A 13,180-nucleotide genomic window follows, 5' to 3' on the forward strand; every position below is an offset into this window, starting at 1 on the left:
TTCGCTCTTAACCCACTTAATTCCACGCTTTCGACGCAGCACGCGCTTAATATATCAATACATGTTTGGTCTAATTGGACATCTTACTAGTTTGGAACACGCTCAAGCCGTAGCTAAAGACTTGGGATACCCAGAATATGCCGATCAAGGGCTAGATTTTTGGTGCAGCGCCCCGCCCCAAATTGTTGATAACATCACTGTTACTAGTGTTACTGGGCAAAAAATAGAAGGACGGTATGTAGAATCTTGCTTCTTACCAGAGATGCTGGCAAATCGCCGGATTAAAGCGGCGACACGCAAAATCCTGAATGCTATGGCCCATGCGCAAAAGCATGGTATAAATATCACGGCTTTAGGTGGATTTTCCTCGATTATTTTTGAAAACTTTAGCTTGGAGCAATTTAGCCAAGTTCGTAATATCAAACTAGAGTTTGAACGCTTTACTACAGGTAATACTCATACTGCCTATGTTATTTGTCGGCAGGTAGAAGAAGCGTCAAAACAATTAGGAATTGAGTTGTCGAAAGCAACCGTGGCTGTATGTGGTGCAACAGGGGATATTGGCAGTGCAGTCACTCGCTGGCTAGATGCGAAAACAGATGTCAAAGAACTACTACTAATAGCCCGTAATCAAGAAAGGTTGCAATATTTACAATCTGAATTGGGGCGGGGCAAAATTATGTCTTTAGATGAAGCTCTACCCCAAGCTGATATCGTCGTTTGGGTTGCTAGTATGCCCAAAGGTGTAGAAATTGACCCCAAAGTTTTGAAACAACCTTGTTTGCTGATTGATGGTGGCTATCCTAAAAATTTAGGGACAAAAATTCAGCATCCAGGCGTATATGTGTTAAATGGTGGGATTGTTGAGCATTCTCTAGACATTGACTGGAAAATTATGAAAATCGTCAATATGGAGGTGCCAGCACGTCAGTTGTTTGCTTGTTTTGCGGAATCAATGCTCCTGGAATTTGAGAAGTTATACACGAACTTTTCTTGGGGGCGCAATCAGATTACCGTAGACAAAATGGAGCAGATTGGTCGGGTTTCAGTTAAGCATGGATTTAGACCACTGCTGGTTTAGTTATTGGTCATTAGTCATTAGTTATAAGTTAATTACTAATGACTAATTAGATCCTACTCCCCATTACCTACATTCCAACTCTGAACAACTCAACACTCATAAACTTGTAAGATGGCAACTACCGAGCGTAAACCGCTACTGTTAGATTTTGAAAAGCCGCTAGCAGAACTCGCCACCCGAATCGATCAAATTCGGCAACTTGCAGAAGAAAATGGCGTCGATGTATCTGGTCAAATACGCCAATTAGAAGCACGCGCTATGCAACTGCGTGAGGAAATTTTTACTAGCCTATCTCCATCTCAGAGATTGCAAGTGGCTCGTCATCCCCGCCGCCCTAGTACTCTCGATTACATTCAGGCTATCAGTGATGAATGGATGGAGTTACATGGCGATCGCTGTGGTGGTGACGATCCGGCTTTAGTGGGTGGTGTCGGTCGTTTGGGTGGACAGCCTGTAGTGATGTTGGGTCATCAAAAAGGGCGAGATACCAAGGATAACATTGCCCGGAACTTTGGTATGCCCTATCCAGGCGGCTATCGCAAAGCGCTGCGGTTGATGGAACACGCCAACAAGTTTTCCATGCCGATTTTAACTTTTATCGACACGCCAGGAGCTTGGTCTGGGGTAGAAGCCGAACATCAAGGTCAAGGAGAAGCGATCGCTTACAATTTGCGCGAAATGTTCTGCTTTGATGTACCCATTATCTGTACGGTCATTGGTGAGGGCGGTTCTGGTGGCGCACTCGGTATTGGGGTAGGCGATCGCCTGATGATGTTTGAACACTCTGTCTATACTGTAGCCACCCCCGAAGCCTGTGCCGCCATTTTGTGGAAGGATGCTGCTAAGGCTCCCCAAGCCGCTACAGCTTTGAAAATTATTTCCCATGACTTGAAAAACTTGGGCATTATCGACCAAATATTACCCGAACCGATCGGTGGCGCTCATTCTGACCCTATAGAAGCCGCTAACACTCTCAAACAAGCTCTATTGGAAAACTTAGACGAACTCAACCGTTTAACCGCTTCCGAACGCCGCCAACTGCGCTATGAAAAATTCCGTAAAATTGGCGTTTTTACAGAAGTTGCTCACTAACAACCTTGAGATGCTTGATTAGCATGGCAGCAATGCTATAATTGCCTATGACGCTTAAAGATTTTTAACAATCTTCTCAGTCATGGGCGTTTTCATGTTTGACAAATTAAGTTAACTAGATAATTGATTTATCTAGCTATTGGATAATTAATCTTGAGTGTTCGGATGAAATTTCCCAGACGAACAAAATTTTGTTATCCCTGGGCAAGTACTTAATCAAAAAACAAACCCATCCTGGCAGTGTAATGTAACATTTGCCAATAATCATCATCGGATTTTTTAGATTTATTTAATCTATTGTTTAGATTCGTTTAATCTATAGCAAGCCGAGAGATTTAAATAATGGGGTAGTAATAAGCTCGCCGAACCGCCAACAAATCTGGAGATAGCATGAGCGTTGAGCCGAAACGACGCGCCCTAATTACTGGGGCAAGTAGTGGAATTGGAAAAGCAACAGCTTTGGCATTTGCGAAGGCGGGAATAGATGTCGCCTTAGTCAGCCGTTCCCTTGAGAAGTTGGAGGCAGTTGCAATAGCAGCAAAGCATACAGGAGTAGAAGCGAAAAGTTATGCTGTCGATTTAGCTGATGTTTGGCAAGTAAAAACCCAAATACAAGCGATCGCTAATGAATTTGGCGATATCGATATTCTGGTCAATAGTGCTGGAATAGCATACACAGCCAACTTAAGCGAAACTCCTTTAGAAGATTGGCAGCAAACGATCAACTTAAATCTAACTAGCGTCTTCCAGTGCATTATGGGGATTTTGCCAGGAATGCGCGATCGCGGCAGCGGCACAATTATCAATATCGTCTCCATTGCCGGGAAGCAAGCTTTTGCTAATTGGGGTGCATACAGCGTCAGTAAAGCTGGTTTAATTGCTCTTTCTCAAACCCTAGCGCAAGAAGAACGCGCCCACGGGATTCGCGTCACAGCGATTTGTCCTGGAGCCGTTAATACCGAACTTTGGGATACAGAAACAGTCCACGCCAACTTTGACCGTTCCAAAATGTTAACGCCGGAAATTGTTGCTCAGTCGATTCTGCACACAGCTTTATTACCACCACAAGCAGTCATTGATGAATTAACTCTCATGCCCAGTGCTGGCGTTCTCTAATCAATCCTGCGTTGTTTGTCATTTGTTGTACTCATAACAAATGACTAATGACTAATGACTAACCCTTACTAAGACTTAATATGACTATCGCGAGTTCTAACGGTTCTAATCGCTCTCAATCGCCTTTAATTCCCAACTTGGCAGATGCTATAACTCCCAGACCCGATCGCAATACCCACGACGGACACGAGCCAGAGTTGCACACTCCTAAAGACGAGGAGATGGAGCAAATGAGCCAAGCAGTACGGCAAATACTATTGGGTGTGGGAGAAGACCCCGAACGTGAAGGTCTGTTGAAAACGCCCAAGCGAGTAGCAGAGGCTATGCGGTTTCTGACGAGTGGCTACAACCAATCTCTAGAAGAACTGGTGAATGGAGCCATCTTTGATGAAGGGCATAACGAGATGGTTTTAGTCCGGGATATTAATTTCTTTAGCCTGTGCGAACACCATATGTTGCCTTTTATGGGTAGAGCGCATGTTGCTTATATCCCGAATCAAAAAGTTGTTGGATTAAGTAAGTTGGCTCGGATTGTCGAGATGTACTCTCGTCGCCTGCAAGTACAAGAAAGACTCACCCGTCAAATTGCAGAAGCGGTTCAGACGATCTTAGAACCTCAAGGCGTTGCCGTAGTCATGGAAGCTACTCATATGTGCATGGTGATGCGGGGTGTGCAAAAACCAGGTTCTTGGACTGTCACCAGCGCGATGCTTGGCGTGTTCCAAGAACAACAGAAAACCCGCGAAGAATTTTTGAACTTGATTCGTCACCAAGCAGCCTTCTTTTAAGGATGAAGTTTAAAGGATGAAGGATGAAAAATTTCAGTCTTCATACTTCATCCTTTACCCTTTTTACAGTCCCTAGCCTGGTAAACAACTTGGCGACTTTATCTAAATCTTTATCTCCTGGTGTCTTTTCTACGCCACTAGATAAATCAATGCCGTTGGGTTGTACCATACTGAGGGCATCCAAAATATTATCTGGCGTAAGTCCCCCAGCTAGAAACCAAGGGCAACTGGGGCTAAATTTTTGTAGCATATTCCAATCTAAGGTTTGACCTGTACCGCCAAGATGCTGGGGATGATAGGCATCAAGCAATAACGTGTCTATATAATTCGTATACTCAGCCACTTGCTCAAGATGCTCGCTGCTGCGAATCCTAAAGGCTTTAATAATTTCTAAGTCTGGCAAAGCTTGGCGCAATAACGAGCAAAATTCTACTGATTCATTACCGTGTAACTGCACGCTAGTTAAACCAGACTCGATCGCTATTTGCTGGATTTCTGTAATACTAGTGTTAGCAAACACACCGATTTTATCAATGTTGTTTGGTAGTTGTGCCACCGCTGCTTGAATTTGCAGTACATTAACATAACGGGGTGAAGTTGGTACACAAATAAATCCTAGTGCTGTTGCGCCCAGAGAGGCGATCGCTACAGACTGTTGTGGTTGGGTTATACCGCAAATTTTAACTCGCATAGTCAATGACTTATATAGGATAAATACCTACATAAAGGTAGATATTTTGGCAATTATTTCTAGTTTTTTCCTAATAAATTTTATAATCTTGAAGGCTTACATTTATTTGCCTATTTAGGAGATACAAGCTTGATTTCATCAATTTTACTAGCAGCAGCTACATCTGTTCCTGCAACACCTGCATGGAATCCCACAGTAGCAGCTATCATCAGCATTAGTAGCTTAGTAGTTCTTTTGCTATCTACCAGAATTGAAAAGCCCAATGTTGGCCCTAAATTGCCTGGTCTTCCTGTAAGTATTCCCACATTCATCGGTGCAATGGCTTTTGGTCATATTATCGGTGTTGGGATTGTTTTAGGATTGACTAACATCGGTCGTTTGTAGTTGTGATTCATTAAGACTATTAATTCAGGTCTGTTTGAATCCAAAACACCGAAAACCTATTAAGCTAGCTTATAGATCTGTTTGGAAAATAGGGCATTGGGCATTTGCCCTTTGTCCTTTTTCCTTTGCTAGTGGGTATCCGATCGCATAACCTTCAGCTTTATACAAAGCACCTGTCGTCAAATTGCTCGTTATAAAAAATTGTTGTACCTATGTGAGCTTTTACGATCTTAGATGCAGTCTCCCCAGTACTAAATTTTGCTAAATTTCTGGCTCCAGAGATAATGGAGTGATATTGTTTTTCAGCAGATGACTGAGATGTGCTGAGATTCAATTATTCAATTTTCTGACAAAATCACATACTAAATAAACTATTTGATAGCAGAACCAGCGAATTGGTTTGATAATAAATGTAAATATAAAACCCTGAAATATTTCTTTAGCTGGTTCGTAACAGTAATATAAAATCATCAGTAACGGCAAAAAGATTGCATACACAAAAAAAGTCGGGATTAAGGAAAGATTCTGCGCAATCTTGCGAACTTGTACTTCACCACGAGAAAGTTTTTCAGTGTCTATTTCATCAAGACTTTCCATGTAAAAAACTGGTAAAAGCATACTGTCTCTCTCAAAAATATAGTATTACTAAATCCAGTGTTAAACTCACCCTAACATAATCCTAATTTTCAAGAAGTTCAGGTTTTTACAAAAAAGTAGAAAATTCGTAATTTTTTTTAATTAAGTTAGAGAGAGTAACAAAAAAACTCTAAATTTAGTTGTTTTACAAAAATTAGCGGAATTTTGCATTAATAAATGCTTCAGTTTTTTTAACAAATTGTGTTGTTCTGGTAGTTAGTTAAATTTGCGACTTAAGAAAATGTTGCTTTCTGAAGTTGCACTAATTTGTTGATTCTTTAGGAAGAAGAATTTTATTTTCTCACAGTGATTTAATAGGATTAATTGTCTATTCTAGAAATGAGAGTATAGCCATTAACGCCTGGTAAAGCTGTTATTCCAGGCATATTTGGCGATCGCTCTCTGGCTTGATTTTCGGCAAATATCCAGTATAAAAACATACTTGTATCCTTTATATCATCTGGAAATCTAAAGATCTACTTTTTAGGACAATGTCATGCAAACAAATTGGAGAATCGGGTCTTTATTTGGTATTCCACTATTTTTAGACCCTTTGTGGTTCGTGATTTTAGGTTTGGCAACCCTTAACTTTGGTGTAGCTTACCAGGAATGGGGGGGTACTTTAGCATGGAGTGCCGGAATGGTAATGGCACTGCTGCTATTCGGTTCAGTGTTGTTACACGAATTAGGTCACAGTTTAGTAGCGCGATCGCAAGGGATTAGAGTTAATTCGATTACCCTATTTTTATTTGGTGGTATTGCTGCTATAGAAGAAGAATCCAAAACTCCGGGAAAAGCATTTCAAGTAGCGATCGCTGGCCCCTTAGTTAGTATTGCCCTATTTTTTATACTGCGTCTTGTGGCTGCTGTGTTGCCTGAGACTAGCCCAATCAGTGTCATGGTGAATGATTTGGCGAGAATTAACTTAGTTGTAGCTTTGTTTAATTTGATTCCCGGCTTACCTTTAGATGGGGGACAAGTCTTAAAGTCAGCCCTGTGGAAAGTAACAGGCGATCGCTTTCAAGCAGTACACTTAGCCGCTAGGTCTGGGCAAATTTTGGGTTATGCAGCGATCGCTCTCGGATTTGCGATAGACTTTTTTACCAGAGAACTCGCTTTAGGTCTGTGGATTGTATTGCTGGGTTGGTTTGGAATTCGTAACGCCAACACCTATGACAGCGTTACCACACTACAAGAAACCTTGCTGAAAGTTTCAGCTAGCGATGCGATGACTCGTGACTTTCGTATAGTCGATGCTGACCAAACTTTGCGTTCCTTTGCCGATTCATATCTATTAGATACTAATGCCCCACAGATTTATTTTGCTGCTTCTGATGGACGCTATCGGGGTTTAGTTTCCATTGACGATTTACGCTTAGTAGAAAGAAGTGCATGGGAAACTCAAACTCTGCAAAATATTGTGCATCCTCTTACAGAAATACCTACAATTGCGGAATCAACTTCTTTAGCAGAAGTAATTAACAAACTGGAAAGCGAACAGTTACCTCGGATTACAGTAATTTCTCCCGCTGGTGCGGTAGCTGGTGTCATCGATCGCGGAGATATTGTCAAGACAATAGCACAAAAGCTAAATTTACAGATTGCTGATGCAGAAATTAAACGTATCAAGGAAGACGGTAGTTATCCTTCCGGGTTGCAATTAGGAGCAATTGCCAAGTCAACTAAAAATTAATTGCTTACGCAGAATCGCAGAGGCGCAGGGAATAATTTAAGAGTTTGATTTTCTTTGCGTCTATGCGTCTACCTTGCGGGAACGAATGCGTCGAATGCGTGAATAGAAAATATATTTTTTCTCAAGTAGAGGAGGACACTTCTGTGCGGGGGAAACTCCCGTTGAGGAAAGTGTCCGTAGCGGAGAGGGGGATATTTATTGAGGGTAATGCTTGGTTAAAAATTCTTGGGCTTCTGTTTTATTGGTAATTACACCATCTAAAGTGGCGGTTAGTAAATCATCAAGTATCTGCCGATATTGGGGGCCGGGTTTGTAGCCGAGTTTCTTTAAGTCATTGCCATTGAGAATTGGTTGAACGTTCGCCCAAACTGTTAAATAATGCCAAATCTGCTGCCGGATTACTCGTGGACTTTGTAAGGCAATTAAAATCAGGGTTGGTAAATCATACTGTCGCAGCAAATTTACTATCTGACTGGGGCGTTTTAAACTAAATAATGATGCGTTGACCTCAGTTTCTAATGCGGCTAAGTTGTTTAATCTACTAATGCTATCCTCTTGCATTTGGAGATTTTTTGCTACTTTTACCCGATATTCTGGTGCTAGATGGGCGATTAATGTTTCTAGCCGCATTTGCCAGTGAATTAGGGTTTGTTGACGGTCAAATCGTTGCAAACATCGCTCTAGCAAACGTAGTTCTCGTAAGATATTTTCATCTAGTTTCAAGGTAGGATGAATGCACTGCAAGGCTCCTAAGTTATCGAGTAACTGCAAAGCAGGTTTCCAATAGGGGGCTTCGAGAATATGTTTAAGTTCTGCTTTGAGGCGGGTTTGTAAAGCTGGGGTTCTGCTATTCTCTTGAGCAGTGCGATCGTAAATACCACTGTTGATGGCATAGCGGATATAGTCTTCAGTTTGTGGTTCAATATCAAATCCAAAGCGCACCGCAAAACGCACACCGCGATAAATGCGAGTGGGATCTTCGATAAAGCTGTTAGCGTGTAAAACTCGAATTTGCTTGGCTTGTAAATCCAGTAAACCCCCAAAGAAATCAAGTAATTCGCCTGCACGGGGGTAAGTTAGTCGCAGTGCCATAGCATTAATGGTAAAGTCGCGACGATATAAGTCTTGGCGAATGGAACTGGCCTCAACTTCTGGATTGGCTGCGGGATAAGGATAGAATTCTGTCCTAGCTGTGGCAATATCTACCCATAGCGAGTCTAATTCTGGGTCTTTGTGCCATAATAAAGCCGCAGTTTGAAAAGCACCGTGAATTTCTAAGCGGGCTTCTGGGTGCATTTGTTGCAGTGCTTTGGCTAGTTCTACACCAGCACCAACATCTGCTGATTTATGAAAGCCATCAACAACTAAATCGATATCTTGAATCATTAAGGTTCCGGCTGCATCCTCAGCTAATAGCAAATCCCGCACTGCACCTCCTACAAGGTATAAATGCCAACCTCTTTTTTCTGCTTCTTGTGATGCTTGAGTCAGCAGTTGCCATAATTGGGGAGTCAGGCGATTTTTTAATTCAGTGCTGAGTGCTGAGTGCTGAGTGCTGAGGGAAAGTTGAGATTCGGAATTCAACTCTCGAAACTCAGCACTATTTTGATGTAATTCTCGCAATACATCAGTGCGGGTAACAATCCCAACTAGTTGCCCTTTGTCTAATACTGGTAAGCGTCCAATATCATAAGTCACCATCAATGCTTCAATTTGGGGTAATGTCGTTTCAGGTGTAATAGTCTTGAGATTTGTTGTCATGTAGCCTTTGACTGGCGCATGACTAAACCCGTGATGTAGGGCGATATCAATATCTCTTCGAGAAACAATACCTAAAAGTTCCCCAGCCGCATCGACTACAGATAACCCAGAGTGCCCATAACGCAACAAAATCCGCTGTGCTTCCGCAATTGTTATCTCCGGACGAATGGTGCGGACAGGAGAGGACATTAAATCTCTAGCTGTCGGTGGATGGGGAATACTAGCTTTTAACTCTTCTAAGAGTTGATGTAAGATTGCTTGAGAATCTACTCCGCGTAAATTTAGGGCTGCTGCTTGTGAATGTCCGCCACCACCTAGAGGTTGAAATAATTCGTTGAGGTTGACATCGGGAATTTGCGATCGCCCAATTATAGTTAAGCGTGAATCATCCTCTGATAAGGGATATTCATTTGCTAACAGTAAAGCATCTATTTCTGTTAACTCTACTAATTGGGAAGCCAAACTCGATAACCCTGGTACAAATCCATCCGTTGCTAAAGTTACCCAAGCAATCGTATATCCACGCAAGCATAAATATTCTAATTTATCTAAAGCCTTGGTTAATAGCTGTTGTAATTGTGGCGATAAACCAGGGTCATTATAAGTAGAAATTACTGACAAACTAATTCCTTGTTGCATCAACCAAGCCAAAGCTAAAGCATCCCTTGGTGTCGCTTGCTCGTAAGTTAAAGAGCCTGTGTCAACATGGATACCTAAAGCCATGACAGTCGCTTCCGCTGGTGTCAGCGAAATTTGCCGTTGTTGCAATTGCTCCACCATTAAAGTAGTAGTAGCTCCCACAGGCGAAATATGAGTTTGTGTAGCGGGAAAATCTAATTCATGACCGAGGTGATGGTCATATACAATAATTTCCTTGACATTAGGTAAATCTAACCATTCAGCAGCCTTACCCAAGCGATCGCGTTGCTGAGTGTCCACCACAGTTAAAGACCGAATTTTTTCAGGATTCACCGAACGCCGTTCAATCAGGGGATACTCATCCCGATGCAATGCCAAAAAATCTCGTACAGGCGGATGCGCACCCCCAGTTAGTACAATCTTGCTACCGGGTTTTAAACGTGTCAGTCCTACCGCTGCTCCAAGTGCGTCAAAATCAGCTGTGGTGTGGCAAAGAATTAAGTCCATAGTCAAGAGTCAATTGTCAAGAGTCAAAAGTCAAGAGTCAATCATTGAGACTTTAGACTTTGGACTTGGGATTAATGACTATAGTGACGCAATTTCTGATAGCTTAACAAATAAGAGCCACTGCGGTCTTGGGTTATCACGCCAGTCCGCTCAACGGGGGAAACCCCCCTTCGGGTTCGCCAGTCGCCTGCGGAGGGAAACCCTCCCGCAGCGCGGGTCTCACCGCACGCGGCTGGCTCCCCAAGCGGAGGAGGCAGTGCGTTGGAAAGCCAGTGCGTTGCGGAGGTTCCCTCCGTTGTAGCAACTGGCGTCGGGTTTCCCGGCTTGAAGCAACTGCCGTCGAGTGGCGTGGGAAAATGTCAGTGTTGCCCTGTACGATATTCTATCTTTAGTATTTCGCTGTCTTGGGAGAAGCAAAAATGACCATAATATTTCAAATCGCTTTGTTAGCACTGGTTCTGCTGTCTTTTGTATTAGTAATTGGCGTTCCCGTTGCCTATGCTACACCCCAAAATTGGGTAGAGTCTAAGAAGCTACTCTGGCTTGGTTCTGGAGTCTGGATTGCTTTAGTACTTTTAGTTGGGCTATTAAACTTTTTTGTAGTTTAAGCGATCGCTTAAGAACACAGATAAATAGCATAGATACTATCAGGGCAGAAGAGCCAAGCTAAAAAGTAATCAGGATCGAGGTTTCATCTTGTTCTTTTTAGCTGATTGTGTTCTTCTGCTCTTCTATATTTACAGAAGAAATGTATATTAGCCTTGAAGTATAGTTTGTTAAGAGGCGGTCATGGCAGTTTTTGAGGGAACTTTTACCCAAACAGAGCCTTTGCGGTTTGCACTTGTAATTGGTCGATTTAATGACCTTGTTACCGTAAAGCTGTTAGAGGGATGTCAAGATTGCTTGAAACGCCACGGTATAGATCCCAACCCCCACGGTAATCAAGTGGACTACGTTTGGGTTCCTGGAAGCTTTGAAATACCTTTAGTTGCCCGTCAGTTAGCGCTTTCTCATCGCTATGATGCGATTATTTGCTTGGGTGCTGTCATACGGGGACAAACACCTCATTTCGATTATGTATCTTCGGAAGTAGCTAAAGGTATTGCCGCCGCCAGCTTCCAAACTGGTGTGCCAGTAATTTTTGGCATCTTGACAGTAGACACTATGCAACAAGCTTTAGAAAGAGCCGGAATAAAAAGCAATCATGGTTGGGACTATGCCATGAATGCCCTAGAAATGGCCAGCCTGATGCGCCAATTGCGTTCTAATCTAGCAGAGCCATACGCTCTTAATAGCCAATCTCTACCAGCTTCTTTTCCCAGCGCCAGCTTAGGCAATTTCTCCCCTGAGTCGGAAGAATTGAGCTAAGTACTTGAGAGAGGTGAAGAAGCAGGGGGGATGAGAAAGTCTGGGGAGTATGGGAGAGGGTGGGGAGAAATGACAAAATGACTATTGACTTTGGACTATTGACTCTGGACTCTTGCCCCATGCCCCTAAATAAAATACTTGACAACTCAAAATAAATATGAGACTCTAGTATTTGTCATGGAGATTGCGGGTATAGCTCAGTGGTAGAGCGTCACCTTGCCAAGGTGAATGTCGCGCGTTCGAATCGCGTTACCCGCTTGAGGTGTAAAATAAATTTCAAGATCGGAAGTTACTTTAAGTTAATCTTCATAAGTGTAGTGACTTCGTTTTTTGTACAGTGTACTACACTGGATGAAGGGTGGCGAGATTAATGGCGATATTGTTAGGTGCAATGTGTCTGATGGCAGTGAAGTGCAGCCCAAATCTACCTAGGGCAAGAGTCGGATAACTGACTGATGTTTTCAGACTCCCTATTCTCAAAAAATCTCTGTGATTTATTGGTAATAAATGAGTATTAGTACTCAGGGATAAGCAATAATGAATACGCATGGGAGTAATAACGATGAATAAGACAAACAAAATAACTGCGAACATCTGAGTACATGATTTGCTGGTACTGATTACTTTTAGACGTAGCCTCAGAAAACAGTTGTTTTATGAGATATGGCCGCGTAAACTGAAAACTGTGCCAGATATTCAAAAATCATAAATGTCTAAAAACACCACTAAAAATTACCTTTTAAGCCACAGATGAAGAGAATAAAATCCTTAAACAAGATTGCCAAATATAGGGAAAAACAGCAGACAGATAGCTTCTGTTTCAATATCCGAACTTGAAGATAGTAGTTACGACAGCCCGATTTAGCCTTATCTATCCTTGGGAATCATAGCAGTATTGGCTTTGCCTCTCTATCTTTGTAAAGCTGGCAAATCATAAAACCAGTACCTAAGGTATAGACCAGGAAATTTTAATTTCACATATTGTAAAAAATAAGCTCAAGTTATTAGAACGCTTGTGCAATCTCAAAAACCTGAAAAAATTGACTTCAATACGGAATATCCCTGTCCTTGCCGTCGCCGGGGACGGTTAATTCCGATTACGCTGACAGATGCATTTGGTTGCGATCGCTGTCAACAAATCTTTGTGGTAGAAAATGATGCTTATGTCCTAGAGCAACTTTCCACCACTTATCCTTACAAGCGGGCTTGGCGCTGGGTGGGAAATAGTTGGCATGTTGTCCATCCGCGACTGGGAGAAAGCTATCTGCCGATAGCGCTGGGCATTATTTTCGTGCTAGTGATTATATGGCTACCATTAGCACTGCGATTAGCAAATGGTTCCACCATAATTGCTTGGGCAATGGTGGCGGTGCTGTTGGCTATTCTGCCAGCACTGATGGTCTGGCTTACCTACAGACGTTAAC

At 42.4% G+C, this 13,180-nt stretch carries 12 protein-coding genes and 1 tRNA gene; 10 read left to right on the plus strand and 3 right to left on the minus strand.

Features of this window, described 5'->3' with window-relative positions:
• Positions 1-61: 61 nt before the first annotated feature.
• From AACU33_RS13955 to folE, 4 genes are all read left to right on the plus strand, one after another.
• Entirely contained in the window at positions 62-1,081 is a 1,020-nt protein-coding gene (locus AACU33_RS13955; RefSeq protein WP_096589267.1) for a long-chain acyl-[acyl-carrier-protein] reductase, read from the plus strand.
• A gap of 111 nt (positions 1,082-1,192) precedes the next feature.
• Positions 1,193-2,173, plus strand: a complete 981-nt coding sequence (locus tag AACU33_RS13960; RefSeq protein WP_096589268.1) for an acetyl-CoA carboxylase carboxyltransferase subunit alpha — start codon at positions 1,193-1,195, stop codon at positions 2,171-2,173.
• Between the two features lie 390 nt (positions 2,174-2,563).
• Positions 2,564-3,289 (plus strand): SDR family oxidoreductase, encoded by a 726-nt coding sequence (locus AACU33_RS13965; protein WP_096589269.1) that lies wholly within the window; start codon positions 2,564-2,566, stop codon positions 3,287-3,289.
• Between the two features lie 80 nt (positions 3,290-3,369).
• The gene (folE, locus tag AACU33_RS13970; RefSeq protein WP_096589270.1) at positions 3,370-4,077 is read left to right on the plus strand and encodes a GTP cyclohydrolase I FolE; all 708 of its coding nucleotides are present in this window, start codon (positions 3,370-3,372) and stop codon (positions 4,075-4,077) included.
• A gap of 40 nt (positions 4,078-4,117) precedes the next feature.
• Here folE and AACU33_RS13975 read toward each other — a convergent pair whose 3' ends face one another.
• Positions 4,118-4,768, minus strand: a complete 651-nt coding sequence (locus AACU33_RS13975; RefSeq protein WP_096589271.1) for a phosphoribosylanthranilate isomerase — start codon at positions 4,766-4,768, stop codon at positions 4,118-4,120.
• A 129-nt stretch (positions 4,769-4,897) separates the two neighbouring features.
• Between AACU33_RS13975 and psaK the strand changes: the two genes are divergently transcribed.
• Positions 4,898-5,152, plus strand: a complete 255-nt coding sequence (psaK, locus tag AACU33_RS13980) for a photosystem I reaction center subunit PsaK (RefSeq protein ID WP_096589272.1) — start codon at positions 4,898-4,900, stop codon at positions 5,150-5,152.
• Positions 5,153-5,482: 330 nt separating this feature from the next.
• On the opposite strand, the gene AACU33_RS13985 is transcribed toward psaK, so the two are convergent.
• Positions 5,483-5,770, minus strand: coding sequence for a hypothetical protein (locus AACU33_RS13985; RefSeq protein WP_096589273.1), 288 nt, complete (start codon positions 5,768-5,770; stop codon positions 5,483-5,485).
• Between the two features lie 514 nt (positions 5,771-6,284).
• Here AACU33_RS13985 and AACU33_RS13990 point away from each other — a divergent pair.
• On the plus strand, positions 6,285-7,481 hold the full coding sequence (locus AACU33_RS13990; RefSeq protein ID WP_096589274.1) for a site-2 protease family protein: 1,197 nt from the start codon (positions 6,285-6,287) through the stop codon (positions 7,479-7,481).
• A gap of 195 nt (positions 7,482-7,676) precedes the next feature.
• Here AACU33_RS13990 and AACU33_RS13995 read toward each other — a convergent pair whose 3' ends face one another.
• Positions 7,677-10,388 (minus strand): CBS domain-containing protein, encoded by a 2,712-nt coding sequence (locus AACU33_RS13995; protein WP_096589275.1) that lies wholly within the window; start codon positions 10,386-10,388, stop codon positions 7,677-7,679.
• A gap of 419 nt (positions 10,389-10,807) precedes the next feature.
• Between AACU33_RS13995 and psbZ the strand changes: the two genes are divergently transcribed.
• From psbZ to AACU33_RS14015, 4 genes are all read left to right on the plus strand, one after another.
• The gene (gene psbZ, locus AACU33_RS14000; protein WP_096589276.1) at positions 10,808-10,996 is read left to right on the plus strand and encodes a photosystem II reaction center protein PsbZ; all 189 of its coding nucleotides are present in this window, start codon (positions 10,808-10,810) and stop codon (positions 10,994-10,996) included.
• 181 nt (positions 10,997-11,177) lie between these two features.
• Complete coding sequence (ribH, locus tag AACU33_RS14005; RefSeq protein ID WP_096589277.1) at positions 11,178-11,756, plus strand: 6,7-dimethyl-8-ribityllumazine synthase; 579 nt, start codon at positions 11,178-11,180, stop codon at positions 11,754-11,756.
• A 186-nt stretch (positions 11,757-11,942) separates the two neighbouring features.
• Positions 11,943-12,014 (plus strand) — tRNA-Gly (locus AACU33_RS14010).
• A gap of 757 nt (positions 12,015-12,771) precedes the next feature.
• Positions 12,772-13,179 (plus strand): hypothetical protein, encoded by a 408-nt coding sequence (locus AACU33_RS14015; RefSeq protein ID WP_086687787.1) that lies wholly within the window; start codon positions 12,772-12,774, stop codon positions 13,177-13,179.
• Position 13,180: the final 1 nt, after the last annotated feature.

The sequence above is a fragment of the Calothrix sp. NIES-2098 genome (assembly GCF_963875125.1).
Classification (GTDB): Bacteria; Cyanobacteriota; Cyanobacteriia; order Cyanobacteriales; family Nostocaceae; genus Aulosira.

Bases quoted from the DNA above. Each gene is read 5' to 3' on its own strand.
- AACU33_RS13975 (WP_096589271.1), bottom strand. From the start codon at position 4,768: ATGCGAGTTAAAATTTGCGGTATAACCCAACCACAACAGTCTGTAGCG.
- AACU33_RS13995 (WP_096589275.1), bottom strand. From the start codon at position 10,388: ATGGACTTAATTCTTTGCCACACCACAGCTGATTTTGACGCACTTGGA.
- AACU33_RS13985 (WP_096589273.1), bottom strand. From the start codon at position 5,770: ATGCTTTTACCAGTTTTTTACATGGAAAGTCTTGATGAAATAGACACT.
- AACU33_RS13960 (WP_096589268.1), top strand. From the start codon at position 1,193: ATGGCAACTACCGAGCGTAAACCGCTACTGTTAGATTTTGAAAAGCCG.
- psbZ (WP_096589276.1), top strand. From the start codon at position 10,808: ATGACCATAATATTTCAAATCGCTTTGTTAGCACTGGTTCTGCTGTCT.
- folE (WP_096589270.1), top strand. From the start codon at position 3,370: ATGACTATCGCGAGTTCTAACGGTTCTAATCGCTCTCAATCGCCTTTA.
- ribH (WP_096589277.1), top strand. From the start codon at position 11,178: ATGGCAGTTTTTGAGGGAACTTTTACCCAAACAGAGCCTTTGCGGTTT.
- AACU33_RS13990 (WP_096589274.1), top strand. From the start codon at position 6,285: ATGCAAACAAATTGGAGAATCGGGTCTTTATTTGGTATTCCACTATTT.
- AACU33_RS13955 (WP_096589267.1), top strand. From the start codon at position 62: ATGTTTGGTCTAATTGGACATCTTACTAGTTTGGAACACGCTCAAGCC.
- AACU33_RS13965 (WP_096589269.1), top strand. From the start codon at position 2,564: ATGAGCGTTGAGCCGAAACGACGCGCCCTAATTACTGGGGCAAGTAGT.